At 70.0% G+C, this 25,399-nt stretch carries 25 protein-coding genes and 1 tRNA gene; 19 read left to right on the top strand and 7 right to left on the bottom strand.

What is annotated here, in order from left to right:
- Positions 1-40 precede the first annotated feature (40 nt).
- From F6B42_RS05360 to F6B42_RS05410, 11 genes are all read left to right on the top strand, one after another.
- Positions 41-1,399, top strand: coding sequence for a flavin monoamine oxidase family protein (locus tag F6B42_RS05360; RefSeq protein WP_150418502.1), 1,359 nt, complete (start codon positions 41-43; stop codon positions 1,397-1,399).
- Positions 1,396-2,298: a universal stress protein gene (locus F6B42_RS05365; RefSeq protein WP_150418503.1), complete on the top strand. Its 903-nt coding sequence runs from the start codon at positions 1,396-1,398 to the stop codon at positions 2,296-2,298. Before F6B42_RS05360 ends, F6B42_RS05365 begins: the two co-directional genes overlap by 4 nt.
- Positions 2,295-3,854, top strand: coding sequence for an APC family permease (locus tag F6B42_RS05370; RefSeq protein ID WP_150418504.1), 1,560 nt, complete (start codon positions 2,295-2,297; stop codon positions 3,852-3,854). Before F6B42_RS05365 ends, F6B42_RS05370 begins: the two co-directional genes overlap by 4 nt.
- Positions 3,851-5,317: an NAD-dependent succinate-semialdehyde dehydrogenase gene (locus F6B42_RS05375; protein ID WP_150418505.1), complete on the top strand. Its 1,467-nt coding sequence runs from the start codon at positions 3,851-3,853 to the stop codon at positions 5,315-5,317. The genes F6B42_RS05370 and F6B42_RS05375 overlap by 4 nt, the downstream gene beginning before the upstream one ends.
- Positions 5,318-5,343: 26 nt before the next feature.
- Positions 5,344-6,711: an NAD-dependent succinate-semialdehyde dehydrogenase gene (locus F6B42_RS05380; protein ID WP_150418506.1), complete on the top strand. Its 1,368-nt coding sequence runs from the start codon at positions 5,344-5,346 to the stop codon at positions 6,709-6,711.
- A 160-nt stretch (positions 6,712-6,871) separates the two neighbouring features.
- Positions 6,872-6,944, top strand: a tRNA-Trp gene (locus F6B42_RS05385).
- 43 nt (positions 6,945-6,987) lie between these two features.
- Entirely contained in the window at positions 6,988-7,245 is a 258-nt protein-coding gene (secE, locus tag F6B42_RS05390; RefSeq protein WP_150418507.1) for a preprotein translocase subunit SecE, read from the top strand.
- A gap of 74 nt (positions 7,246-7,319) precedes the next feature.
- Positions 7,320-8,378, top strand: coding sequence for a transcription termination/antitermination protein NusG (gene nusG, locus F6B42_RS05395; protein ID WP_191089267.1), 1,059 nt, complete (start codon positions 7,320-7,322; stop codon positions 8,376-8,378).
- Between the two features lie 198 nt (positions 8,379-8,576).
- Positions 8,577-9,008, top strand: coding sequence for a 50S ribosomal protein L11 (gene rplK / locus F6B42_RS05400; RefSeq protein WP_150418509.1), 432 nt, complete (start codon positions 8,577-8,579; stop codon positions 9,006-9,008).
- A gap of 13 nt (positions 9,009-9,021) precedes the next feature.
- Positions 9,022-9,711: a 50S ribosomal protein L1 gene (gene rplA / locus F6B42_RS05405; protein ID WP_150418510.1), complete on the top strand. Its 690-nt coding sequence runs from the start codon at positions 9,022-9,024 to the stop codon at positions 9,709-9,711.
- A gap of 104 nt (positions 9,712-9,815) precedes the next feature.
- Entirely contained in the window at positions 9,816-10,853 is a 1,038-nt protein-coding gene (locus tag F6B42_RS05410; protein WP_150418511.1) for an NAD(P)H-dependent flavin oxidoreductase, read from the top strand.
- A 45-nt stretch (positions 10,854-10,898) separates the two neighbouring features.
- Here the strand turns inward: F6B42_RS05410 and F6B42_RS05415 are convergent, their stop codons facing one another.
- Positions 10,899-11,174, bottom strand: coding sequence for an acylphosphatase (locus tag F6B42_RS05415; RefSeq protein WP_150418512.1), 276 nt, complete (start codon positions 11,172-11,174; stop codon positions 10,899-10,901).
- A 14-nt stretch (positions 11,175-11,188) separates the two neighbouring features.
- Positions 11,189-11,851: a LysE/ArgO family amino acid transporter gene (locus F6B42_RS05420; protein WP_150418513.1), complete on the bottom strand. Its 663-nt coding sequence runs from the start codon at positions 11,849-11,851 to the stop codon at positions 11,189-11,191.
- A 71-nt stretch (positions 11,852-11,922) separates the two neighbouring features.
- Between F6B42_RS05420 and F6B42_RS05425 the strand changes: the two genes are divergently transcribed.
- Complete coding sequence (locus F6B42_RS05425) at positions 11,923-12,804, top strand: LysR family transcriptional regulator ArgP (RefSeq protein ID WP_150418514.1); 882 nt, start codon at positions 11,923-11,925, stop codon at positions 12,802-12,804.
- On the opposite strand, the gene F6B42_RS05430 is transcribed toward F6B42_RS05425, so the two are convergent.
- The 3 genes from F6B42_RS05430 to F6B42_RS05440 all read right to left on the bottom strand — a co-directional run bounded on the left by F6B42_RS05430 (position 12,805) and on the right by F6B42_RS05440 (position 16,452).
- Positions 12,805-13,836, bottom strand: coding sequence for an NADP-dependent oxidoreductase (locus tag F6B42_RS05430; RefSeq protein ID WP_150418515.1), 1,032 nt, complete (start codon positions 13,834-13,836; stop codon positions 12,805-12,807).
- 389 nt (positions 13,837-14,225) lie between these two features.
- Complete coding sequence (locus F6B42_RS05435; RefSeq protein ID WP_150418516.1) at positions 14,226-14,738, bottom strand: MarR family winged helix-turn-helix transcriptional regulator; 513 nt, start codon at positions 14,736-14,738, stop codon at positions 14,226-14,228.
- A 10-nt stretch (positions 14,739-14,748) separates the two neighbouring features.
- Positions 14,749-16,452 carry an MDR family MFS transporter gene (locus F6B42_RS05440; protein WP_223878358.1) on the bottom strand — a complete coding sequence of 568 codons (1,704 nt, stop codon included), beginning with the start codon at positions 16,450-16,452 and terminating at the stop codon, positions 14,749-14,751.
- 189 nt (positions 16,453-16,641) lie between these two features.
- Here F6B42_RS05440 and F6B42_RS05445 point away from each other — a divergent pair, with 189 nt between their 5' ends.
- The gene (locus F6B42_RS05445) at positions 16,642-17,154 is read left to right on the top strand and encodes a 2'-5' RNA ligase family protein (protein WP_191089268.1); all 513 of its coding nucleotides are present in this window, start codon (positions 16,642-16,644) and stop codon (positions 17,152-17,154) included.
- Positions 17,155-17,200: 46 nt separating this feature from the next.
- On the opposite strand, the gene F6B42_RS05450 is transcribed toward F6B42_RS05445, so the two are convergent.
- The gene (locus tag F6B42_RS05450) at positions 17,201-17,860 is read right to left on the bottom strand and encodes a YqaJ viral recombinase family protein (RefSeq protein ID WP_150418518.1); all 660 of its coding nucleotides are present in this window, start codon (positions 17,858-17,860) and stop codon (positions 17,201-17,203) included.
- Positions 17,861-18,135: 275 nt separating this feature from the next.
- On the opposite strand from F6B42_RS05450, the gene F6B42_RS05455 reads away from it, so the two are divergent.
- The 3 genes from F6B42_RS05455 to rplL all read left to right on the top strand — a co-directional run bounded on the left by F6B42_RS05455 (position 18,136) and on the right by rplL (position 20,392).
- A complete protein-coding gene (locus F6B42_RS05455) occupies positions 18,136-19,155 on the top strand; it encodes a hypothetical protein (RefSeq protein WP_150418519.1) in 1,020 nt (339 codons plus the stop codon).
- 316 nt (positions 19,156-19,471) lie between these two features.
- Positions 19,472-19,960, top strand: a complete 489-nt coding sequence (rplJ, locus tag F6B42_RS05460) for a 50S ribosomal protein L10 (RefSeq protein WP_091500065.1) — start codon at positions 19,472-19,474, stop codon at positions 19,958-19,960.
- Between the two features lie 48 nt (positions 19,961-20,008).
- On the top strand, positions 20,009-20,392 hold the full coding sequence (gene rplL / locus F6B42_RS05465) for a 50S ribosomal protein L7/L12 (protein ID WP_150418520.1): 384 nt from the start codon (positions 20,009-20,011) through the stop codon (positions 20,390-20,392).
- A gap of 109 nt (positions 20,393-20,501) precedes the next feature.
- Here the strand turns inward: rplL and F6B42_RS05470 are convergent, their stop codons facing one another.
- The gene (locus F6B42_RS05470) at positions 20,502-21,542 is read right to left on the bottom strand and encodes a LacI family DNA-binding transcriptional regulator (protein WP_150418521.1); all 1,041 of its coding nucleotides are present in this window, start codon (positions 21,540-21,542) and stop codon (positions 20,502-20,504) included.
- Between the two features lie 277 nt (positions 21,543-21,819).
- Here F6B42_RS05470 and F6B42_RS05475 point away from each other — a divergent pair, with 277 nt between their 5' ends.
- The 3 genes from F6B42_RS05475 to F6B42_RS05485 all read left to right on the top strand — a co-directional run bounded on the left by F6B42_RS05475 (position 21,820) and on the right by F6B42_RS05485 (position 25,355).
- Complete coding sequence (locus tag F6B42_RS05475; RefSeq protein WP_150418522.1) at positions 21,820-23,151, top strand: ABC transporter substrate-binding protein; 1,332 nt, start codon at positions 21,820-21,822, stop codon at positions 23,149-23,151.
- 99 nt (positions 23,152-23,250) lie between these two features.
- Complete coding sequence (locus F6B42_RS05480; RefSeq protein ID WP_150418523.1) at positions 23,251-24,384, top strand: carbohydrate ABC transporter permease; 1,134 nt, start codon at positions 23,251-23,253, stop codon at positions 24,382-24,384.
- On the top strand, positions 24,384-25,355 hold the full coding sequence (locus tag F6B42_RS05485) for a carbohydrate ABC transporter permease (RefSeq protein ID WP_150418524.1): 972 nt from the start codon (positions 24,384-24,386) through the stop codon (positions 25,353-25,355). The genes F6B42_RS05480 and F6B42_RS05485 overlap by 1 nt, the downstream gene beginning before the upstream one ends.
- The last annotated feature ends 44 nt before the right edge of the window (positions 25,356-25,399 follow it).

Below are 25,399 nucleotides of genomic sequence, written 5' to 3' on the forward strand. Positions count from 1 at the left end.
TCGCGCATCACGCGCCACCAGCACAACGAAGGAGTGGGACATGACGGAGATCACACGCGACGTCGCGATCGTCGGGGCCGGCGCGGCCGGCCTGACCGCCGCGAACGACCTGAAGCGGGCCGGCCTCTCGGTCGTGGTGCTCGAGGCGCGCGACCGCGTCGGCGGCCGCCTGTGGACCGACAGCATCGACGGCGCGATGCTCGAGCTCGGCGGACAGTGGGTGTCGCCCGACCAGCAGGCGCTCATCGACACGCTCGCCGATCTCGGTCTCGACACCTATTCGCGCTACCGCCAGGGCGACAGCGTGTACGTCGGCCCGGACGGCGAGGCCCGGCGGTTCACGGGGGAGATGTTCCCGGTCGCGCCCGAGACCGAGGCCGTCATCGACGAGATCACCGAGCGCCTCGACGCCATGGTCGCCGAGATCGATCCGGACCGCCCGTGGGCGCACGAGAAGGCAGAGGAGTGGGACCGCATCTCCTGGGACGCCTGGCTGCGCGCTCAGACCGATGACGACGAGGCCGTCCGCAACCTCGCCTTCGCGACCGGATCGGCGATGCTGACCAAGCCGACCCACACGTTCTCGCTCCTGCAGTCGCTTCTCATGGCCGCGTCGGCGGGGTCCTACTCCCACCTCGTCGACGCCGACTTCATCCTCGACAAGCGCGTCGTCGGCGGCCTCCAGCAGGTGCCGCTCCGCCTGGCCGAGCGTCTCGGCGAGGACGTCCTCCTCGATCAGCCGGTTCGCGCGATCGACTACTCCGACGACGGGGCGGTCGTCCGCACCGACACCGTCACCGTGCGGGCGCGCCACGTCGTGCTGGCGGTCGCACCCGTCCTCTACAACCGCATCTCGTTCGCGCCACCGCTCCCGCGCCTGAAGCACCAGATGCACCAGCACTTCTCGATGGGCTTCGTGATCAAGGTGCACGCGGTGTACGACCGGCCGTTCTGGCGCGAGCAGGGGCTGTCGGGAACGGCCTTCAGCCCCTACGAGCTCTGCCACGAGGCCTACGACAACACCAACCACGCCGACGAGCGGGGCACGCTCGTCGGGTTCGTCTCCGACCGCACCGCGGACGATCTGTTCCGTCTGAGCGCCGACGACCGGCGCGAGCGGATCCTCGAATCGCTCTCGCACTACTACGGTCCCGAGGCGAAGCAGCCCGTCGTCTACTACGAGAGCGACTGGGGCAGCGAGGAGTGGACGCGCGGCGCGTACGCGGCGAGCTTCGACCTCGGCGGGCTCTCCCGCTACGGCGCCGAGCAGCTCGAGCTCGTGCCGCCGATCCACGTCGCGTGCAGCGACCTCGCCGGACCCGGCTACCAGCACGTCGACGGCGCCATCCGCATGGGGCACCGCGCCGCCGAGCGGATCCTCGAGGCGGATCGGGCATGAGCACCCCCGTGCCGGTCGCCCGCATCGTCGTCGGCTACACGGCGACGAAGGCGGGACGGGATGCCGTCGCCTTCGCGAGTCGGCTGGCCGCCGCAACCGGGGCCTCCCTCCACCTCGTGCTCGTCCTGCCGGCTCAGAAGCCGGGCGTCGTCCCGCCCGACGCCGGCTACGAGCGGCACGTGCGCGAGCAGGCGGCGGGGTGGCTCCGCGAGGGTGCGGCCGAGATCTCGGACGGCGTCGCGCACCGGGCGCACGTCCGCTACGGCGAGTCCGTGGCATCCGGGCTCGTCGACACGGCCGACGAGCTGGGCGCGTCGCTGATCGTGGTCGGTGCGGCCGACGGCGGCCACCGCGGCCGGCACCGGCTCGGGACGACGACGACCGAGCTCGTCCACTCCTCGGACGTGCCGGTGGCCCTGGTTCCCCGGGGCGCTCGCCGCATCCCCGCCGACACCGGGATCACCCGGCTGACCGCGGCGGTCGGCGAGCGGGAGGGCACCGAGCTGCTTGTCGAGGAGACGATCCGGGTCGCGGCGGCGACGGGCGCTCCGGTGCGGCTGCTCTCGCTCGTCGCGCTCGATCTGCCCGCCGGCCTCGACACCGGCGCGATCCGCACCGTCGGCGACGCCCACGCGCAGGACGTGCTCGACGAGGTGCGCACCGCGCTCCCGGCCGACGCGGAGATCGCCGCCGTCGTCGCGACCGGCGACGGCATCGAGGATGCCGCGTCCCACCTCGAATGGGAGGCGGGCGAGATCCTGCTCGTCGGCTCCAGCCGACTCGCGCAGCCCCGTCGGCTGTTCCTCGGCTCGACCGCCGCCCGGATGCTGCGTGTCGTGACCGCCCCGATGATCGTGGTGCCCCGCACCCGCAGCGACCGCGAAGGAGCGAGCGCATGACCAGAACGGATCAGACGGGTGCCCCCGCGGGCGACCCCGTCACCGGGGGGATCTCCCGGAAGGGCCTGAGCGCCGGCACGGTGGGCCTGCTGGGCGCCGTCGTCATCGGCATCTCGTGCATCGCTCCGGCGTACACCTTCACCGCCGCGGTCGGACCGACGGCCTCGGTCGTGGGCACGCAGGTACCCGCGATCGTGCTCGTCGGCTTCATCCCGATGCTCCTGGTGGCCTTCGGCTACCGCGAGCTGAACAACCGCATGCCCGACTCGGGCACGAGCTTCACGTGGGCCACGCGCGCGTTCGGCCCGTGGGTCGGATGGATGGCGGGGTGGGGGCTCGTCGCCGCCACGATCCTCGTGCTCTCGAACCTCGCCGGCGTCGCCGTCGACTTCCTCTTCCTCCTGATCGCCCAGCTGACGGGCCAGGAGGCGATCGCCGGCCTCGCCGCCGAGACGTGGATCAACGTGCTCGTGTGCGTCCTGTTCGTCGCGGCCGCGACGTTCGTCTCGTACCGCGACATGCAGACGACGCAGAAGCTCCAGTACGGACTCGTCGCCTTCCAGGTCGTCGTGCTGGTCCTGTTCGCCGGCGCCGCGATCGTCGAGGCCCTGTCGGGGAACGCCTTCGATGCGACGCCGATCGACCTGTCGTGGTTCAACCCGTTCGCCGTCGAGTCCTTCAGCGCGTTCGCCGCGGGGCTGTCGCTGTCGATCTTCATCTTCTGGGGGTGGGACGTCACGCTCACGATGAACGAGGAGACGAAGGACCCCGAGCGCACACCCGGGCGAGCGGCGACCATCACGGTCGTGACGATCGTCGTCCTGTACCTGCTGCTGGCGATCGCGATGATCATGTTCGCCGGTGTCGGCACGGGCGAGCTGGGCCTCGGCAACGAGGACATCCAGGAGAACGTCTTCTTCCACCTGTCCGGCCCGATCCTCGGGCCCCTCGCCTTCCTCGTGTCGCTGGCCGTGCTGACCAGTTCCGCCTCGTCGCTTCAGTCGACGTTCGTCGGTCCCGCGCGCACCCTCCTCGCGATGGGGCACTACGGCGCCCTGCCTGAGAAGTTCGCCCGCGTGAGCCCCCGGTTCTTCACCCCGGGCTACGCGACGATCGTGTCGGCGATCGTGGCGTCGGGCTTCTACGTCGTGATGCGCATCGTCAGCGAGAACGTGCTGTGGGACACGATCCTGGCCCTCGGGATGATGATCTGCTTCTACTACGGACTGACCGCCTTCGCCTGCGTGTGGTACTTCCGTCGCCAGTGGTTCGACTCGGCGAGGAACGTGTTCTTCACGTTCCTGTTCCCGCTCGTGGGCGGCGTGATCCTCGCCGTGCTGTTCGTGACCACGCTCATCGACACGATGGACCCGGCCTATGGCAGCGGCTCGCAGATCGGCGGGGTGGGGCTGGTGTTCATCCTCGGCGTCGGCGTGATCCTCATCGGAGTCGTGGTGATGGTGTGGCAGGCGATCCGGCGCCCGGCGTTCTTCCGGGGCGAGACTTTGACCAAGGATGCGCCGGTGAGCCGGCGCGCGAGAGGAGCGGCGCGATGACGCACGACGACGAGACACGACTTCTGGCGAGCCTGCAGCGCGGACTGTTCATCGGCGGGGAGTGGGTCGACGCCGAGGGCGGCGCGACCTTCCCGGTCACCGACCCCGCCACCGGGCGCACCCTGATCGAGATCGCCGACGCGACGCCGGCCGACGGCATCCGCGCGCTCGACGCGGCCGTCGCGGCGCAGGAGGAGTGGGCGGCGACGCCCCCGCGCACCCGCAGCGACATCCTCCGTCGCGCGTTCGACCTGGTGCAGGAGCGCACGGAGGACCTCGCCCTCCTGATGACCCTCGAGATGGGCAAGCCCCTCGCCGAGGCCCGCGGCGAGGTCGCCTACGGCGGAGAGTTCCTCCGCTGGTTCAGCGAGGAGGCGGTGCGCATCTCGGGCCGCTACGGCCTGAACCCCGAGGGCACCGGCCGCATGGTCGTGACGCAGCGGCCCGTCGGCCCGTCGTTCTTCATCACGCCCTGGAACTTCCCGCTCGCGATGGCGACCCGCAAGATCGCCCCGGCGCTCGCCGCCGGCTGCACGGTCGTCGTCAAACCCGCGGCCCTCACGCCGCTGACCACGGTCCTGTTCGTCCAGATCCTGCAGGAGGCGGGCCTCCCGGCCGGCGTCGTCAACGTCGTCAACTCGACGAGCTCGAGCGCCGTGGCCGCTCCCATCATCGCCGACCCGCGACTGCGGAAGCTCTCGTTCACCGGCTCCACGCCGGTGGGCAAGAAGCTCATCGAGCAGGCGGCCGAGGGCGTGCTGCGGGTATCGATGGAGCTCGGCGGCAACGCGCCCTTCGTCGTCTTCGAGGACGCCGACCTCGACAAGGCGGTCGACGGCGCCATGCTCGCGAAGTTCCGGAACATCGGGCAGGCGTGCACCGCGGCGAACCGCTTCATCGTGCACGCGGCGGTCGCCGAGGAGTTCGCCGACCGCCTCACCGAGCGCGTCGCGTCGATGACGGTCGGCCGCGGCACCGAGGAGGGCGTGCAGATCGGACCCCTCATCGACGACACAGCGGTCGCCAAGACCGGCGAGCTCGTCGCGGATGCGGTCTCGCGCGGCGCGACCGTGCGCACGGGAGGTTCGGCCATCGCGGGCGAGGGGAGCTTCTTCGAGCCGACGGTGGTGACGGAGGTCGCCGCCGGCAGCGACATCCTCCGCGAGGAGATCTTCGGCCCGGTGCTCGCCATCGCGACCTTCGAGGACGAGGACGAGGCCGTGCGTCTGGCCAACGACACCGAGTACGGCCTCGTCTCGTACGTCTTCACCCGGGACCTCGCCCGGGGCCACCGGATGATCGACCGGCTCGAGACGGGCATGATGGGCCTCAACGTGGGCGTCGTCTCCAACGCCGCCGCGCCGTTCGGCGGGGTCAAGCAGTCCGGTGTCGGGCGCGAGGGCGGGCTCGAGGGCATTCACGAGTACCTCGCGACGAAGTACACCCTCATCCCCGTCGACTGACCGTCCGCCGAAGAAAGAGGAGACCGATGAGCACATACGCCGTCACCAACCCCGCGACCGGTGAGACCCTCGCGACGTACGAACCCGCCACCGACGCCGAGGTCGAGGCGGCCGTCGCCGCCGCCGACTCCGCCTATCGGACCTGGTCCCGAGCGGCAGCGCCGTCCGAGCGCGCCGATCGGCTCCGCCGCGTCGCGGAGCTGCACCGCGAACGCCGCGACGAGCTCGCCGCGATCATCGTGCGCGAGATGGGCAAGCCGCTCGCGGCCGCCGAGGGCGAGGTCGACTTCGCGGCCGACATCACCGCCTACTACGCCGACCGCATCGGCGAGATCACCGGCGACAGCCCGATCCCGATCGAGGGCGAGGGCGAGGCGGTCATCCGACGGAGCCCTCTGGGCGTGCTGCTGGGGATCATGCCGTGGAACTTCCCGTACTACCAGGTGGCGCGGTTCGCGGCGCCCAACATCGCGGTGGGCAACACCATCCTGCTCAAGCATGCGCCGCAATGCCCGGAATCGGCGGCCGCGATCGACGCGATCTACCGGGATGCCGGCTTCCCGGCCGGCGTCTACACCAACCTCTATCTGAGCAACGAGCAGGCGGCGGACGTCATCGCCGACCGCCGCGTGCAGGGCGTGTCGGTCACCGGATCCGAGCGGGCCGGAGCGGCCGTCGCCGAGGTGGCCGGGCGCAACCTGAAGAAGGTCGCGCTCGAGCTCGGCGGGTCCGACCCGTTCATCCTCCTCTCGACCGACGACCTGGATGCCGCGGTCTCGGCCGCCGCCGAGGCCCGCCTCGACAACGTCGGCCAGTCGTGCAACGGAGCGAAGCGCTTCATCGTCGTCGACGAGTTCTACGAGGCCTTCGTCGAGAAGTTCGCCGCCGCGATGGCGGAGGCGAAGGTGGGCGATCCGTTCGAGGACGACACCGTGCTCGGCCCGCTCTCGTCGCTGACGGCGGCCGAGCGCCTCGCCGAGCAGGTCGATCGTGCCGTCGCCCAGGGGGCGACCCTCGTGACCGGCGGAACGCGCGACGGGGCCTTCTACCCCGGCACGGTGCTGACGGACGTGACCCCCGAGATGGATGCCTACCGCGAGGAGTTCTTCGGCCCCGTCGGTGTCGTCTACCGCGTCGCCGACGAGGCGGCGGCGGTCGAGCTCGCCAACGACACGCCGTTCGGCCTGGGGTCGTACGTCTTCACGACCGACGCCGAGCAGGCGGCCCGGGTGGCCGAGGCGATCGAGGCCGGCATGGTCTACGTCAACCTCGTGCTGGCCGACGAGGCGGGACTGCCCTTCGGCGGCGTGAAGCGGAGCGGGACGTCCCGCGAACTGGGGCTGCTGGCGGCCGACGAGTTCGTCAACAAGAAGCTCATCCGCACGGCCCCCTGACTCCGCGGCATCCGTTCGCGCGGCGGCCTCGTTCGCGGCCGCCGCGCGCATGACGTATGCTGGAAGTGCAGTCGAAATCTGCATTCTTTCGCCGTGCCCGAGGGTCCACGACCGTCGGTGGGGGAGAGGATGCGGGTGACCCGGGGTCCGAAGGATCTCTAGGGCGGTAGCTCAATTGGCAGAGCAGCGGTCTCCAAAACCGCAGGTTGCAGGTTCGATTCCTGTCCGCCCTGCGCGTCGGTGTCAGCCGGCACACGGAAGAATCAGGTGGGTTCGATGGTCCAAGAGGGTGGCGAAGTCGTCGCCGCAGGTGGCGCGCCCCGCGAGAAGAAGGCAAACGTCTTCGCGCGGATCATCATCTTCATCCGCCAGGTGTTCGCCGAACTCCGCAAGGTCGTCACGCCGACCCGCCAGGAGCTCGTGAAATTCACTGCGGTGGTCCTCGGATTCGTCGTCGTGATGATGGCGCTCGTGTACGGGCTGGACGTCCTGTTCGTCTGGATCACGACCGTCGTGTTCGGCGTCCCGGGCTGATCGACGGGCCGAGCCCGCACGACCCGCGAATGCCTGCCCCGCAGGCATCCCGAGAAACGATGGAAGAGAACTCAGTGTCAGAACGCATCCCCGACGACGTCGATTGGGCCACGGCCGCCGAGCAGTCGAGCGAGGACGACGAAGCCCAGGAGGGCAACGTGCTGGCCGGTCAGGAGCGCGCCTCCGACGCCGCCGAGCAGGTCGCCGTGCACATCGTCGACGACGAGGCCGACGGAGACGACTCCGACCTCGACATCGAGATCGACGACCCCGAGGCCGACGCCGTCGTCAACGACGCGCTCGAGATCGACGAGACCGCCGAAGCCGAGGCGGCAGCCGAGGTGCTGACGGACTCCCTCGAGGAGGAGCGCGCCGAGCAGGCCGCCGAAGCCGCCGACGAGGTCGAGCCCTACGACGGCCCCGAGCCCGAGATCGAGGTCTCGGACGAGACCGTCGACTACCTGTCGGAGTTCGAGGCCGCCGCCGGCATCACGATCGAGGTCGGCGACGACGAGGATCCCTACGACGCGTTCCGCACGGAGCTGCGCATGCTCCCCGGCAAGTGGTACGTCATCCACTCGTACGCGGGCTTCGAGCGCAAGGTGAAGGCCAACATCGAGCAGCGCAAGTCGACGCTCGAGGTCGAAGAGGACATCTACCAGGTCGAGGTCCCGATGGAGGACGTCGTCGAGATCAAGAACGGTCAGCGCAAGATGGTCACGCGCGTCCGTATCCCGGGTTACGTCCTGGTGCGCATGGAGCTCACCGAGGACACCTGGTCGGTCGTGCGTCACACGCCCGGCGTCACCGGGTTCGTGGGCAACGCCCACAACCCGACGCCGCTGCGCTTCGACGAGGCGTTCAACATGCTGAAGTCGCTCGTCGAGGTCAAGGAGGCCGTTCCGGCCAAGGCCGGTGCCGCCAAGGGCGCCGCCGCTCCGGTCCGCAGCGTCGTGACCGAGGTCGACTTCGAGATCGGCGAGACCATCACGATCAAGGAGGGCTCGTTCGCGGGTCTTCCGGGCTCGATCAGCGAGATCAAGCCCGAGAGCGGCAAGCTCACCGTGCTCGTCTCCCTCTTCGAGCGCGAGACGCCGGTCGAGCTGTCGTTCGACCAGGTCACCAAGCAGTAAGACGCCCCGCGTCCGAAGCGCCCCCCTCGATGCGTCGAGCGGGGCGCTTCGTCATTCCGCGCGTCGGCGCCGGGTGGATGCGGTAAGCTTGGGGGGTTTTGTGGGTCGCTGTCGCGCCTGCGAACGCACCGCCGCCCGGAGATGCCGGGCGAGCGGGAGAGGGATGCCTCCGGCATCCGCTCGATGAAAGGAAAACGAATGGCACCGAAGAAGAAGGTGACCGGCCTGATCAAGCTTCAGATCAACGCCGGAGCCGCCAACCCGGCGCCGCCGATCGGCCCCGCGCTCGGTCAGCATGGCGTCAACATCATGGAGTTCTGCAAGGCGTACAACGCCGCGACCGAGTCGCAGCGCGGCAACGTCATCCCCGTCGAGATCACCGTCTACGAGGACCGCAGCTTCACCTTCGTCCTGAAGACCCCGCCCGCGGCGGAGCTCATCAAGAAGGCCGCCGGCGTCCCCAAGGGCTCGCCGACGCCGCACACCACCAAGGTGGCCAAGCTCACCAAGGACCAGGTCCGTCAGATCGCCGAGACCAAGATGCCCGACCTGAACGCCAATGACATCGAGGCCGCCTCGCTGATCATCGCCGGCACCGCCCGTTCCATGGGCATCACGGTCGAGAGCTGAGGGGAAGACCACAATGGCTAAGTCCAAGGTTTACGAAGCAGCCGCGGCGAAGATCGACCGCGACTCGTTCTACAGCGCCACCGAGGCCGTCGCCCTCGCGAAGGAGACCGGCTCGAAGAAGTTCGACTCCACCGTCGAGGTCGCGCTGAAGCTGGCCGTCGACCCGCGCAAGGCGGACCAGATGGTCCGCGGCACGGTCATCCTGCCCCACGGCACCGGCAAGACCGCCCGCGTCATCGTCTTCGCGACCGGCCCCGCGGCCGAGGCCGCGATCGCCGCGGGTGCCGACGAGGTCGGCGGCGCCGAGCTCATCGAGAAGGTCGCCGGCGGCTGGACCGCCTTCGATTCGGCGGTCTCGACCCCCGAGCTCATGGGCCAGGTCGGTCGCCTCGGCAAGGTGCTGGGTCCCCGTGGCCTCATGCCCAACCCGAAGACCGGCACCGTGACCCCCAACCCGGCCAAGGCCGTCGAGGAGATCAAGGGCGGAAAGATCGAGTTCCGCGTCGACAAGCACGCCAACGTGCACTTCGTCGTCGGCAAGGCGTCGTTCTCGGCCGAGCAGCTCGAAGAGAACTTCAACACCGCGGTCGAGGAGATCGTGCGTCTGAAGCCCTCGAGCGCCAAGGGCCGTTACATCCAGAAGGGCGCCGTGTCGACCACGTTCGGCCCCGGCATCCCGCTGGACGTCAACGCGCTCGTCTGAGTGCTCTCCGTACGGACGGGGTCTCGCCTTCGGGTGGGGCCCCGTTCGTCGTCTCGGCGACGGCCGGTCGGGTGCGCTGTCGGTGTGCGCGGTAGCGTCGGGGAATGACCCGTCCGCTGGCCGAGGTGCTCGGCATCGATGTTCCGATCGTCCTCGGACCCTTCGGGGGACTGTCCTCGGTCGAGCTCACCGCCGCCGTCAGTGCGGGCGGCGGGCTGGGATCGTTCGGACTCTACGGATACGACGGCGACCGCATCCGACGCACGGCGGCGCTGCTGCGCGAGCGTACGGATCGCCCCGTCGCGCTCAACCTCTGGCTTCCGGCGGGCGACGAGGTGCGACCGGCGGATGTGGATCTCGAGCCGTTCCGTACCGCGCTGCGGCCGCTCTTCGCGGCGGCGGGAGTGCCGGAGCCGGCAACGCCCCAGGTCTTCCTGCCGTCGCTCGACGAGCAGCTGGAGGCCGTCTGGGGTGCCGCGCCCGCCGTGCTGAGCGTCGTCTACGGCGTCCCGTCGGCCGCCGTCGTCGACGAGGCGCATCGCCGCGGCATCCGCGTGGTCGGAACGGCCACATCGGTCGCCGAGGCCGTCGCGCTGGCGGCCGGCGGTGTCGACGTCGTCGTCGCGAGCGGGGCCGAGGCGGCGGGCCACCGCGTCTCGTTCCTGACGTCGCCCGAGCGGTCGCTCGTGGGCACGATCGCCCTCGTGCCGCAGATCGTCGACGCCGTGGACGTGCCCGTGATCGCAGCGGGCGGTATCGCCGATCGGCGGGGCGTCCGGGCGGCGCTCGCGCTCGGCGCGGCGGGCGTGCAGGTCGGCACCGCGTTCCTCCGGACGCGGCAGTCGGCGGCGTCCCAGGGACACCGCGCCGCCATCGCGGCGGCCGCCGACACCGACACCGTGCTGACGCGGGCGATGAGCGGGCGGTTGGCGCGCGGCATCTCGAACCGCGCGCTGCGGGAGATCGAGGCGAGCGGGATCATCGCGCCGTTCCCGGCGCAGAACTGGCTCACCGGTGTCTTCCGCGCCGCCGCGGCAGGCGACCCGGAATTGTCGTCGCTGTGGGCGGGGCAGGCCGCCGCGCTCGCGACTCGCGACGACGCCGATGAGGTGCTTGCGGAGCTCGTCGCCGGCCTGCGCTGAGGGCGCCCACGCGCGCCCGCGCATCCGGCGCCCGGCGCGGGACTGTCAGGCCGTGTCCCGCACCTCGAACCCCGACAGCTGCGCGGGGTCGGCATCGGTGACGCGAGCGCGGTCCACACGAGCACCGGGCGGGCCCTCGGCCATCCAGGCGAGGACGTCGTCGACGCGGTCGTCGGCTCCTTCGACCACCGCTTCCACCGACCCGTCGAGCCGGTTGCGGACCCAACCCGCGACACCCGCGCGGTCGGCCTCGAGCCGGAGGGTGTACCGGTAGCCGACGCCTTGGACGTCGCCCTCGACGATCACGTGAACGCTGCGCATGGGCCCATCCTGCCTCACCCGACGACGAGGCTGATCGCCAGGGCGATCATCACGACGGCGACGATCGCGTCGAGGACGCGCCAGGCCCGCGGCGTCGCGAGCACGCGGCTGAGCAGCCGGGCGCCGAACGCGAGTCCGAAGAACCAGAGGATGCTGCCGGTCACGGCACCCACGGCGAACCAGCCGCGATCGTCGCCGTGGGTGCCGGCGATGCTGCCGAGCAGGAAGACGGTGTCGAGGTAGACGTGGGGGTTCAGCCAGGTGAGCGCCAGGCACGCGAGGACGACGGCGGCGCGGCGCGAGCCGGTGCGGACGGTGGTCGTGCCGGGCGACCGGGCGGGGGCGGGCGTCGGCCCCGGTGCGCCGGGGGAGCGGCCGTCGAGCACCTCGCCCGTCGGACGCCACGCGCGCCGCGCCGCCATCAGGCCGTAGACCGCGAGGAAGATCGCCCCCGCCCACCGCACCACCGGGACGAGCCACGGGATGCTCTCGAGCACGAGCCCCAGTCCCGTCACGCCGGCGACGATGAGGACCGCGTCCGACACGGCGCAGATCGTCGCGACGAGCAGGACGTGCTCGCGACGGATGCCCTGACGAAGCACGAACAGATTCTGAGCGCCGATCGCGACGATGAGCGAGAGGCCGAGTCCGAGTCCGGCGAGAAGGGCGGTGAGCACGGTTCGACGGTAGGCGTACTCGCAGGTACAGTCCAGTTCATGGAACTTCACCCCGTGAAGCGCAGCTGAAGATGCGGGTTCCGTCCGACCTGGTCGAGACCCTCGTCGCCGTGCTCGACGAAGGGAGCCTGGATGCCGCCGCACGCCGCCTCCACGTGACCCCCTCGGCCATCAGCCAGCGCATCCGCGCGCTCGAGCGCATCGCCGGCCGGGTGCTGCTCGTCCGCTCGAAGCCCGTGCGTGCGACGGAGGCCGCGCATCCGTTCGTCCGGTACGCCCGGCAGCTCGCCCTGCTCGAGCGGGACGCGCTGGCAGAGCTCGACGGGGCGACGGCGACCGTGCCTCTCGCCGTCAACGCGGACTCGCTCGCGACGTGGTTCCTCCCGCCCCTGAGCCGGCTCAGCGCGGCCCACGACGTCGTCTTCGACCTGCATCGCGACGACCAGGACTTCACCGCGGGCCTTCTCGAGAGCGGGACGGTCATGGGCGCCGTGACGTCGCGCGAGACGCCGGTCGCAGGGTGCCGCGTCAGTCCGCTGGGAGCTCTCCGCTACGAGGCGGTCGCCGCACCCGGCTTCGCGCGACGGTGGTTCGGGGATGCAGTCACCCAGACGGATGCCGCGGCGCTCGAGGCCGCACCGGTGGTGGATTTCGACCGGCGTGACGAGCTGCAGACGCGGTGGCTGCGGAGCCGGTCGGTCGACCCGGCCCGAGCCCCGCGCCACCGGGTGCCGGCGTCGCAGGATTTCGCCGCCGCGGTGCTCCTCGGTCTCGGCTGGGCGCTGCTCCCGACGCTGCAGTCGTCGATGCCGGTCGATCGGGGCGAACTCGTCCGGCTCGGGGGAGCGGATGTCGTGGTCCCGCTCTTCTGGCAGCAGTGGAACGTGCGCTCGCCCCTTCTCGACGCCGTCGCCGATGAGATCGTCGCGGAGGCGCGGAAGGTCCTGGGGTGATCACCGGCCCGCAGTGACCGACAGCACGACCTTGCCCCGCACGTGACCGCGCTCGACCTCGCGGTGCGCTGCCGCGGCATCCGACAGGTCGTGGACGGAATCGACGAAGACCCGGATCGCCCCGGAATCGAGCAGGCGAGCGAGCGTCGCGAGCACGCTGCCGTCGGGAACGACCTGGTACCCCGTCGCGCGCACCCCCGCGGCGGCCGCCTCATCGGCGTAGCCGGGCCAGGCGCCGCTTGGAACGAGCACATACAGTCCGCCGGTGCGCAGCACCCCGAGCGAGCGGGAGCCGGTGTCGTCCGCGACGTTCCCGACGAGATCGATGACGACGTCCATCTCGCCGACGACGTCCTCGAAGCGGGTGGTGGCGTGGTCGATGGCGACCTCGGCGCCGAGGTCGCGCAGCCACGGCAGATTCCGCTCCGAACCCGTAGCCGTGACGTGCGCGCCGAAGTAGGACGCGAGCTGCACCGCGAGATGACCGACTCCGCCGGGCCCGGCGTGGATCAGCATGCGCTGCCCCTCGTGAGCGAGGGCCGTCTCGACCACGAGTCCCCACGCGGTGAGCGCAGCCAGCGGAACGCCCGCGGCCTCGACGTGCGAGAGTCCCGCCGGCTTGCGCGTGACCGAGAGCGAGGGCACGACGGCGTACTCGGCGTAGCTGCCGCCGGAGCGGGGGAAGGGCAGCATCCCGAACACCTCGGTGCCGGGTTGGAGCTCGTGCGCCTCGTACGGGGTCGACACGACGACGCCGCTGAAGTCGAAGCCGATGGTGCTCGGCCAGTGGTCGATGGCTTCGGCGACCCCGTGCCCGGAGCGCGTCTTCGCGTCGATCGGATTCACGCCGGCCGCCTCGATGCGCACCAGCACCTCGCTGAGCGTGGGGCGGGGGACGGGAATCTCCGCGAGCCGCAGCACGTCCGCCTCGCCGGGAGCGTCGAACACGATGGCGCGCATCGTCTCGGATGGTGGCTCGACGTGCACCGCGGGGAGGGGGACGGGTGCGGTGCGCAGCGTCCGGGATCTCATCCGTCGCTCCTTCCTCGCCGTGCCGGGTGGGCGGCGGCGGTTCGGTTCGACGTCAGTCAATCGCGCGATTGTCTCGCGGGTGTTACGGCGTCATCACCGGGCCGAGAAGCTCACGGGATCCGCCCGTTGTCAGGATCGGAGATGCGCTGAGGCCACGTGGGCCCGCGGCGGCCGCCCTTCTCCTGAGAACGGTTCGGCAGCCGTGCGATGCGTCCGACCGGGAGACGCGCCGCGCGATCGTGCGCTCGATCGGGTGCGATCCGGTTGCGTGCCCCTTTCTCAGGAAAGAGCTGACTCTGCGGCTGCGCCTGGCACGCCGCGGCCGCATCTCTCCTGAGAACGGTCCGTTCCGCGCGTGTGACACAGTCCGAGTCGTGCGGCACGCCGCGTCAGCCGCGCGGGCTCGCGGAGGTGGACAGGGCGTGCAGGAGCCGCGTGAGCTCCCGGATGTCGTCGATCTGCCACGTCTCCAGGGCCGTCAGAAGGGAGTTCTCGTGCGGTGCTCGCGCCGCGTTCCACCGCTCGAGACCGGACTCCGTCGCCGTGAGCAGGCTCGAGCGACCATCGGCGGGGTCGGGCGCACGCTGCACGAGGCGCAGCTCCTCGAGCTCGCGCACCGTCCGGCTGATCTGGCCCTTGTCGGCGTGCAGAAGCTCGGCCAGGCTCGACAGCGTGGTCTCGCCGCGTCGGGCGATCGTGGTGAACACCTTGTATGCGCCGGGCAGCATGCCCGGGCTCAGACGATTCGCCATCTCGGCGTACATCCGCCGGACGTGCGTGAAGAGCTCGCCGAACTCCATCTCGAGGAGGCGCACCGCGTCGGCGCGGTCCTCGCCGGTGCCTGCCGCCCCGACGGCCCCGGAATCGCTCCGGAGGCCGTCGGGGGTGTGTGCAGCGGTCATCCCGATCACTTTATCGATCCTGTTCGGGCGACCGGTCGGCGGTGCCGGCGCGCGCGGCGTCGGTGGTGGAGCGCACCGACCCGGTGGCCGTCAGCGCGCCCATGCCCTCGGGCACCGACACCGTCGCGAGGTCGGCCTCGCCGGCCTGCAGGCGCTCGCTGGTCGTCATGGTGTTGAGCGGCTTGTTGGGCAGGAACACGATGGCGATCAGACTCAGCACTGCGAACGGGACGGCGATGAGGAAGGAGCGCGAGATGCCGGTCGCGTAGATGTCCTCGAACACCACGCGCAGGGCCTCGGGCATCGCCGACACCTGGGGCAGGGTGCCCGACTGCAGCTGCGCCGCCCAGGTCTGCGCCTGGTCGCCGAGCGAGGCGAGCGCCGCCTGGATGTCGACGGTGCGGTCGCCCACGAGGGTCGTGACCTGGGTGGCCAGCGCGGCGCCCATCACCGACACGCCCACGGTGCCGCCGAGGCTGCGGAAGAACGTCACTCCCGAGCTGGCGACGCCGATCTCGGTCGGGCGGGAGGTGTTCTGGACGACGAGCACCAGGTTCTGCATCGTCATGCCGATGCCGGCGCCGAGCATCGCCATGTAGATCGAGACGAGCGTGAAGTCCGTGTCGTAGTGGATCGTCGACAGCAGGCCCGACCCGCCGATCAGCAGGATCGCGCCGATGACGAGGAACGGCTTCCACCTGCCCGTGCGCGTGATGAGGGCCCCGACACCGATCGAGGCGACGAGCAGGCCGCCGATCATCGGGATGGTCATGACGCCGGCCTCGGTCGGAGTGGCACCGCGTGCGAGCTGCATGTACTGGCTGAGGAACACCGAGGCGCCGAACATCGCGATACCGGTCGCGATGGACGCGATGACCGACAGGGTGAACGTCAGGTTGCGGAAGAGCGTGAGCGGGACGAGCGGCTCGCGCACCTTGAGCTCGGTGATGACGAAGAGCACGGCGCCGACGATGGCGCCTCCGACCATGAGGACGGTCTCGATGCTCATCCACTCGAACGTGTCGCCGGCGAGGGTGACCCAGATGAGCAGGAGCGAGACGGATACCGAGAGCAGCACGATGCCGAGGTAGTCGATGCGGGTCTGCTTGCGCTCGCGGGCAGGGATGTGGAGCGTGCGCTGCACGATGATGAGAGCGGCGACCGCGACGGGGAGGGCCACGAAGAAGTTCCAGCGCCAGCCCCAGGCATCGGTGATCACGCCGCCGAGGAGCGGGCCGCCGATGGTGGCGACGGCCATGACGGCACCGAACAGGCCCATGTAGCGACCGCGCTCGCGGGGGCTGATGATGTCGGCCATCAGCACCTGGCTGAGGGCCGCGAGTCCACCGGCGCCGATTCCCTGCACCGCACGGAATGCGATGAGCATCTCGGGACTCTGCGAGAAGCCGGCGGCGGCGGTCGCGAGCACGAAGATCACGATCGCGAGCTGGTACAGCACCTTCCGGTTCGTCAGATCGGCGAGCTTGCCCCAGATCGGGGTGGAGATCGCCGTGGTCAGGAGTGTCGCGGTGACGACCCAGGTGAACGCGGTCTGCGTGCCCTCGAGGTCGTGGATGATCACGGGCAGGGACGTCGAGACGACGGTCGAGGCCAGCATCGACACGAACATGCCGAGGAGCAGGCCGGAGAGGGCTTCGAGCACGACGCGATGCGACATGCGCTTGCCCTCGTGCGGGGCAGCAGGTGCGGACATGGGTCCTCCAGAAGAGCGGACGGACGCGGCGGCGCTGGCGCGGGATCGTCGGTGGTGTTTTCGTCGATAGCCGGTCACCCGGCGAAGTGGTTGATTCGTGTCAACCGTTGAGATGTGTCAACCATATGTTCAATGGTTGAGCCGCGTCAACTATTCCGCTGCGGGACCGATCTTCGTCAGGATGGAGACATGTTCAGCGTCGAGGCCCTGCCGGACGACGGCATCCATACCGCCGTCCTCGCCGACTGGCAGCGTCTGACGGATGCCGGCCTGCCGAGCGCCGGCCGTCATGCCTCGGAATCGAACCGTCCGCACGTGACGGTGGCTGTTCGCGACGACCTCGTCCCGGACGCCGTCGGCCGCCTCGTCGAGCTGGCCGACGGGCTCCCGCTGACCTGCCGCGTCGGAGGAGCGGTGGTCTTCCCGGCGCGCGACCGGTTCGTGCTCGCGCGTCCCCTGCTCGTCACGGCCGACCTGCTGCGCTTCCACGCGCGGGCGGTGGCGGTCCTCGGGGCGCCGCCGGAGCACTACGCCGTCACGGCGGTCGACCGCTGGACCCCGCACATCACCCTCGCCCGACGGATGACCGCCGAGCAGGTCGGTCGGGCGCTGGCCGTCGTGGGCGCGGCATCCGTCGACGGCCTGCTCACGGGCCTGCGGCTCTGGGACGCCGAGCAGAAGGTGGTCACCCCGCTCCGCTGATCGCGGGCGTGTCGGTGGATCCGGTGAGGCCGACGCGTCGTGCGGCTCAGTCGGCGAGGGCGAGCGCCCGGAACGGTTCGCGCGGCGGCGCGGGAGGCGTGCGCGGGGCTTCGGCGGCGCGGCGCTGCATCGTGCGGCGGTACAGCTCGTCGATGAGATCCGTCGCGAGGTTGATGAGCGAGCGGATCTCGCGCTCGTCGCGGTCGACCCAGGCGCAGCGCGGTTCGTCATCGATCGGCACGAATCCGTCGTGCTGCTCCCAGACGACGAGGGTCCGGTCGGCGCCGAGGACGTGCTGCTGCCACCAGACCTGCCGCAGGTACGTGCGGGGGATCGAGCGCCAGCTCTTGTTCGTCGTCTTGATCTCGGCCAGGACGACGCGCCCCTCCGCGTCGAGGCCGACGCCGTCGGGGGTGGCCAGGTGCCGCTTCTCGACGACGGCATGGAAGAGCGCCGACGAGGGCTGGATGCCGTGGGTCGCAGCCACCCAGGCGGCGATCTCGGGCTCGCGCCGTCGTCCGTGGTCCGTGTAGGCGTTGCCCGAGAACCCCGAGCCCATGAGCTTCGCATCGGCGGCGCGGGCGATCGCCTTCGGGCTCGTCAGAGCCGCGACGTCGGTCGCCGTGATGCCGCGGGACCGTGCCCGGATCCACGCCACGCGATCGCGGGAATCCGCGACGATGCGAGCGGCGAGTTCGGGATTCACGTCCTCGACCCTAACCCGGGTCCCCGGCACTCCCGGCCTTGTCTCCGGCGTGCCTCGCCCCCGTCGGCGTGCCTCCGCCCCCGCTTGCCGGTCTCCTGCCGCCGACCCCACCCCTTCGCGACGACCCCACCCCACACGCACGGTGCGGATCGGGTGGGCTCGATGCGAAGAGGTGGGTTCGGCGAGCTCTCCCCACGGACCGCATCCGGGAGATCGCTCACCGGATGCAACGCTGGCCGCACCCGTGCGGGGTCGCGGGTGCGAAGGTCCGAGGTATGAACGCTCCTGCGCTGTCCGCTCTGCGTCCACATCTGCGAAGCCGGCACGATCTTCTGGTCGACGGAGCCACCGCCCGGGCGATCGATGATCGGGTCGCCACCGGCGGGTTGCAGCGGATCCGACGGAACGCGTACGTCGACGGATCGGTGTGGCGCGCGCTCTCGACCGAAGCCCGGCACACACTGCACATCGCCGCGGTGTCTCGGGAGGCGGCATCCGATCTCGTCTTCTCGCACGTCTCGGCCGCTGTGCTTCACGGTCTGCCGCTGTATCGGGTTCAGCCCCGACGTGTGCACGTCCTGGTCGGCGCCGCGGATCGAAGCAGCCGGCGCGACGTCTTCCGGCATGAGGGCGAGGTGCCGGACGACGATGTCATCGAGGTGGACGGAGTCCGGTGCACGTCGCTCGAGCGCACCGTCCTCGACATGGCGCGGGTCGCGGCGCCCGAGGTGTCGCTGTCGTGCGCCGATGCGGCGCTCGGCATCGTCGGCGGACACCCGCGCCGGTTCGACGACGCCGCTGCCGAGGTCTGGCGGGAAGGGATGCGACGGCGCTGCGAGATGCCGGGTGCTCGAGGCATCCGGCGGGCCCGCGTGATCGTCGACATCGCGGACGGCCGGGCCGAGCTCCCGCTCGAGAGCGTGACCCGGCTGCAGCTGCGGCGTCTCGGGTTCTCGCGCTTGCGTCTGCAGTCGCCCGTCCCGGCTCCCGGCGGCGGCTGCTACTGGATGGATCTCGAGCTCGAGGAGGTGGACGCATTCATCGAGTGCGATGGTCGGGGCGAGTACACCGAACCGGCGATGCGGCGCGGCCGGACGCCCGAGCAGGTGGTGCTGGACGAGAAACGCCGCGAGGACTGGGTGCGCGGCGTGACCGGACGTCGCGTGCTGCGAGTCTCGTCGTCCGCCATCGCGTCGACGGAGTCATTGCGGCGACTCCTGCTCGCCTTCCACATTCCGCTGCCGCGCCGAACCCACCTGGAACTGCCGACCCCACCTCTTGAGAGCGGTATCTGAGGGGTGGGATCGGGGCTGACGGGTGGGCTCGGCGCCGCGCGGGCGCGGCAGAGCAGCGCGGATTTGGGGGCAGGGGGGAGGGCGGGGTAGAGTGAGGGCAAGCCAAAGACCGCTGGTCATCGGTGTGCGTGTGAGCGCACTCGTGATCGAAGCTCTGCACAGCAGGGGCCCGCGCAGGTGACACTGAACTTCTCCCTCGGGAACCGAGCTCCGTGCCTCTGCGCCGGAGCTCTCGTCATGTCCGGGGCCTCCGACGAAGCGGTCGAGGCCGGCGCCCCGCCACCGCGGCGCGTCAGGCACACATCAAGGAGTGACCATGGTGCAGAAGGACGCATCGGTCGCCGAGCTCACGAAGTCATTCGAGGACTCGACTGCCGTTCTGCTGACCGAGTACCGCGGTCTGACGGTTGCCCAGCTCAAGCAGCTGCGCAACAGCATCCGTCAGGACGCGAACTACGCCGTGGTGAAGAACACGCTGACCAAGATCGCCGCGAACAACGCGGGGATCACGGCGCTCGACGAGGACCTCAAGGGTCCCTCGGCCGTGGCGTTCGTGCACGGCGACTTCGTCGCCACCGCCAAGGCTCTGCGTGACTTCGCCAAGGCCAACCCGCTTCTCGTGATCAAGGGCGGCATCTTCGAGGGCAACGCCCTCAGCGCCGACGAGGTCAACAAGTACGCATCGCTCGAGAGCCGCGAGGTTCTGCTGGCGAAGGCTGCGGGCATGATGAAGGCGACGATGGGCAAGGCTGCCGCCACCATCGACGCGCTTCGCGAAAAGCTGGAGACCGCCGACGCCGCGTGAGCGACCGGCGAGCTCTTACACCAACCCCATCTATCTAGGAGATACATCATGGCGAAGCTTTCCACCGAGGAGCTGCTCGAGCAGTTCGCCGGCCTGACCCTCGTCGAGCTCAGCGAGTTCGTGAAGGCGTTCGAGGAGAAGTTCGACGTCACCGCTGCTGCCCCCGTCGCCGTCGCCGGCGCCGCTGGTGGCGCTGGTGCCGCTGAGGCCGAGGAGGAGAAGGACTCGTTCGACGTCATCCTCGAGGCTGCCGGCGACAAGAAGATCCAGGTCATCAAGACGGTCCGCGAGCTCACCTCGCTGGGCCTCGGCGAGGCCAAGGCTGTCGTCGACGGTGCTCCCAAGGCCGTCCTCGAGGGCGCGAACAAGGAGACCGCCGAGAAGGCGAAGGAGGCCCTCGAGGCCGCCGGCGCCACGGTCACCCTCAAGTAATCCCCCGCTCTCGCTCGAGAGCAGCACGATGGCCCCGGATGCTGCATCCGGGGCCATCGTCGTATCCGCGGCACTCCTGCGGGCCGCCGCACGAGGGTGCGCCCCGCGCTCAGTCGCGCGCGAGCCCGGTGTCGGACACCATGACGCCCTCGCGCCCCGGCACGGGCGCCGTCGAGCTTCGGACCACCAGGCGCGCCTGCAGCCGTTCGGTCGACGGGGCGAGATCCGGGTCGCCCAGGTGCGCGCACAGGAGCCGAGCCGCAGCGGCGCCCTGCTCGCGCGGATTCTGAGCCAGAGTCGTCAAGGCGAACATCTCCGCGTACTCATGATCGTCGATGCCGACGACGCTCAGCGCGGCCGGCACGGGGATGCCGAGTCGACGGGCCGCGATCATCGCTCCGATCGCGACCTCGTCGCAGACCGCGACGAGGGCTGTCGGCCGCTCGCGCAGGTCGCCGAGGAGGTCTACGGCGGCGGCGTACCCGCCCGGAAGCGACGTGAGAGCGGCGACATGCCGGGGGAGCAGGCCGGCCTCGCGCATCGTGTCGCGGTATCCCTCGAGACGGATGGCGTCGACGCTCGGGCCGCGCCCGTCGCCGGCGCCCCCGACGAACACCACATCGGTGTGGCCGAGCGCGAGCAGATGCTCCGTCGCTCGTCGCGCCGCATGCAGGTCGTCGATCGCGACCGAGGTCGTTCCCTCGCCGCCTCCGATCACGCTGACGACGGGGCGCCCGATCGAGACGAGGCGCTCGAGCTCGTGATCGTCGGGTTCGAGCCCGACGGCGATGAGACCGTCGAAGCGCTGGCGCGCGAGGAAGTCCTCGAACACGCGTGCGCGCCCCTCCGTGCCGGGACGGGCGTCGTAGAGCGTGAGGTCGAGGCCCTCGCGGAGGAGCACCGACTGGATCCCCTCGAGCACCTCGGCGAAGAACCAACGGGTCAGGTAGGGCATCACGACCCCCACGGCGCGCGTGCGTCCCGTCGCGAGACTGACAGCGCTCGTCGACGGAACGTAGCCGAGCGCGTCGGCGGCCGCGCGGACGCGGCGGCGCGTCTGGTCCGAGACCTGCGAGCTGCCGGAGAGGGCGCGGCTGGCGGTCGCCTTCGACACGCCGGCGCTGCGGGCCACGTCTGCGATCCCGGTCATGGGTCTCCTTCCGTTCGGCGGCGTCGTTGCGAGGCCGAGTCCGGAACCGGTTGCGGCGTCATTGTGGCACGGTCATCGACACCGACGCTAGGCGCCGATACCGAGTCGAGACAATTGTGAGAGCGATACCACAGCGATCGGTTACGCAGTCGTTATCCGAGCTGGTTGAGCCGCGCCGGATCCGTACTCTACGGTGGAGCCGGAAACGGTTCCATACCACCCACGCACCACAGTGGACGGGGTCCCGAGGACGGGACCCACTCGATGAGGAGGACACATGAAGACCATTCCACGCCGCGCCCTCGCGTTCGGTTCGCTGATCGCCGTCGGCGGTCTCGCGCTGGCGGCCTGCAGTGGCGGCCCCGGTTCGACCAGCGGCGGCGGCAGCAGCGGCGGCGGCGAGGGTGACACGGAGGTGACCGTCTACGGCACGATCTCCGACACCGAGGCCGAGCTGCTCGAGCAGTCCTGGGCCGACTGGGAGGAGGAGAACGGGATCGACATCGTCTACGAAGCCTCCAAGGAGTTCGAGACGCAGATCCCGGTCCGCGCCCAGGGTGGCAACGCTCCCGACCTGGCGATCTTCCCGCAGCCCGGACTCATGCGCGACATGGCCGAGGCCGGCTACCTCAAGGAGGCGCCGCAGACGGTCATCGACAACGTGGAGGAAGGCTGGTCCGACGACTGGGCCGCCTACGGCCAGTACGACGGAACGCAGTACGGCGCGCCGCTCATGGCGAGCGTCAAGGGCTGGATCTGGTACTCGCCCTCGACCTTCGCGGAGAACGGCTGGGAGGTGCCCACCGACTGGCAGGGCCTGCTCGATCTCACCGCGCAGATCCAGCAGTCCACCAGCACTGCCCCGTGGTGCATCGGCTTCGGCTCGGACGCCGCCACCGGCTGGCCGGGCACCGACTGGATCGAGGACATCGTCCTCCGTCAATCGGGCACCGATGTCTACGACCAGTGGGTCGCGAACGAGATCCCGTTCACGTCGCCCGAGATCTCCTCGGCGTTCGAGGAGTTCGGCAAGATCGCCCTCAACGCCGACTACGTCAACGCCGGCTTCGGCGGTGTCGACACGATCGTCACGACGCCGTTCGGCGACCCGGCGACCGCGCTCGTCCAGGGCAGCTGCGCTCTGCACCACCAGGCCTCGTTCTACGACGGCTTCATCACGGATGCCGGTGGCACGGTCGCCGAGGACGGCGACATCTGGGCCTTCCTGACCCCGCCGTTCGAGTCCGGTGCGACGGGCAACGTCGTGACCGGCGGCGGCGAGATCGTCGGCGCGTTCAGCGACGACGAGGCTACGCAGAAGGTGCAGGCGTACCTCTCCAGCGCCGACTGGGCCAACTCGCGCGTCAGCCTGGGCGGCGTCATCTCGGCGAACAAGGGCCTCGACCCGGCGAACGCGTCCAGCGAGATCCTGACCGAGGCCATCACCATCCTGCAGGACCCCGCCACGACGTTCCGCTTCGACGCCTCCGACCTGATGCCGTCGGCCGTCGGCACCGGGACGTTCTTCAAGGGCATGAACGACTGGGTGAACGGAACGCCCCAGGCCACGGTGCTCGAGCAGATCGAAGGCGGCTGGCCCTCCAGCTGACCGCACGGCGGGGCCGTCCTCCGGGACGGTCCCGCCTCTCCCACCTCCTGCTCCGCCCCCACCTCCGTCGAGTCCGACGACGCGCTCGAAAGGACACCCATGCGCGACTTCTTCCAATGGCTGAGCACCATCTCGCCCTGGCTCGAGATCCCGATCATCATCGGCGTCTTCCTCGCCGTGGTCGGTCTCATCCTGTTCCTCGTCGAGATCGCCCCGCGCAGCGGGCGGGTCTACACGGGCGTCCGGCTGGCGGCCTGCGTCGCCGCTCCGGCGCTGGTGCTGTGGCTGCTGCAGTCCTATCAATGGGCGATCATCGCGGCCGCGTTCCTCGGTCTGCTCCTCTTCTTCCTCGACATGCGCGCCAAGCACGGCGCGGGGTCGCTGTTCCAGCTGCTCGCCTTCCTCTCGCCCGCGGTGCTGCTGCTCCTGGTCGGCCTCATCGTGCCGGCCATCCAGACCACGGGTCAGGCCTTCTTCAACCGCAACGGCCAGGAATTCGTCGGTCTCGAGAACTTCATCTGGATCTTCACCCAGCCGCAGGGGCTCCGCGTCGTCCTCAACACGATCGTCTGGGTCGTCATCACCCCGGTCGTCTCGACGATCGCCGGTCTCGCCTACGCGTACTTCATCGATAAGGCTCGCGGTGAGAAGTACTTCAAGATCCTGGTCTTCCTTCCGATGGCGATCTCGTTCGTGGGAGCCTCGATCATCTGGCGCTTCATGTACACCGTGCGTCCCGCCGGTCAGGAGCAGATCGGCTTCCTGAACCAGGTCATCGTCTGGCTCGGCGGGCAGCCGATCAACTTCCTCGCCCTCGAGCCCTGGAACACCCTGTTCCTCATCGTGGTGCTCATCTGGGTGCAGACCGGTTTCGCCATGGTGATCCTGTCGGCGGCGATCAAGGGCGTTCCGACCGAGCAGCTCGAGGCTGCCGAGCTCGACGGCACCAACGCCTGGGAGCGCTTCATCAACGTGGTGGTGCCCGGTATCCGCGGCTCGCTGGTCGTCGTGCTCACCACGATCGCCATCGCGTCGCTGAAGGTGTTCGACATCGTCCGGACGATGACCGCCGGCAACTCGAACACATCCGTCATCGCGAACGAGATGTTCACTCAGATGCGCAGCTTCGAGCAGGGACGCGCCGCCGCCTTCGCGGTCGTGCTGTTCGTCCTGGTGCTGCCGCTGGTGGTCTACAACGCGGTTCAGCTCAAGAAGCAGCAGGAGGTGCGCTGATGAGCGCCGTCACACCGATCGACCTTCCCGTCGACGCCGAGACGAAGAAGGCCCTCACCCGAGGCGAGCGCAAGGCCGAACGCGGCGTGAGCGCGGGCGCGAAGAAGCGCCTGTCATCGCGCGGGGCCACCATCGCCGCCCTCGTGATCGCGGTGCTGTGGACCCTGCCGACCTTCGGCCTGTTCATCTCGTCTTTCCGGCCGCAGGAGCTCATCCAGTCCACGGGCTGGTGGACGGTGTTCACCAACTGGGGCTGGACGCTCGACAACTACGCCACCGCCCTCCAAGCCGGCAACAGCCAGCTGAACATGGCCGGCGCGTTCGTCAACTCGATCGCAATCACGCTCCCCGCGACGGTCATCCCGATCTCGATCGCGCTGCTCGCGGCCTACGCCTTCGCGTGGATGGAGTTCCGCGGTCGCAACATCCTCTTCGTGCTGATCTTCGCGCTGCAGATCGTGCCCATCCAGATGGCGCTCATCCCGCTCCTGCAGCTGTTCTCGGGCGGCTCGATCTTCGGGGTGCCGGTCATCCAGGGCATCGGACAGGCCGGTTACGCCCAGGTCTGGCTCGCGCACACGATCTTCGCGCTGCCGCTCGTGATCTTCCTGCTGCACAACTTCATGTCGGAAATCCCGCGCGACGTCATCGAGGCGGCCCGCGTCGACGGTGCCGGCCACGGCCAGATCTTCTTCCGGATCATCCTGCCGCTGACCATGCCGGCGATCGCCTCGGTCGCGATCTTCCAGTTCCTGTGGGTCTGGAACGACCTGCTCGTGGCCCTGATCTTCGCGGACGGCAACGTCGCGCCGATCACGAAGCTCCTCGCGGAGATGACGGGAAGCCGCGGTCAGGACTGGTACCTCCTCACGGCCGGCGCCTTCATCGCGATCGTCATCCCGCTCGCCGTGTTCCTCTCCCTGCAGCGCTTCTTCGTCCGAGGCCTGCTGGCGGGCTCGACGAAGGGCTGACACCCGGAGTCCCCTCCATGCGACGAGGCCCCGGCGACGATCCA

The sequence above is a fragment of the Microbacterium radiodurans genome (assembly GCF_008710705.1).
GTDB lineage: Bacteria > Actinomycetota > Actinomycetes > Actinomycetales > Microbacteriaceae > Microbacterium > Microbacterium radiodurans.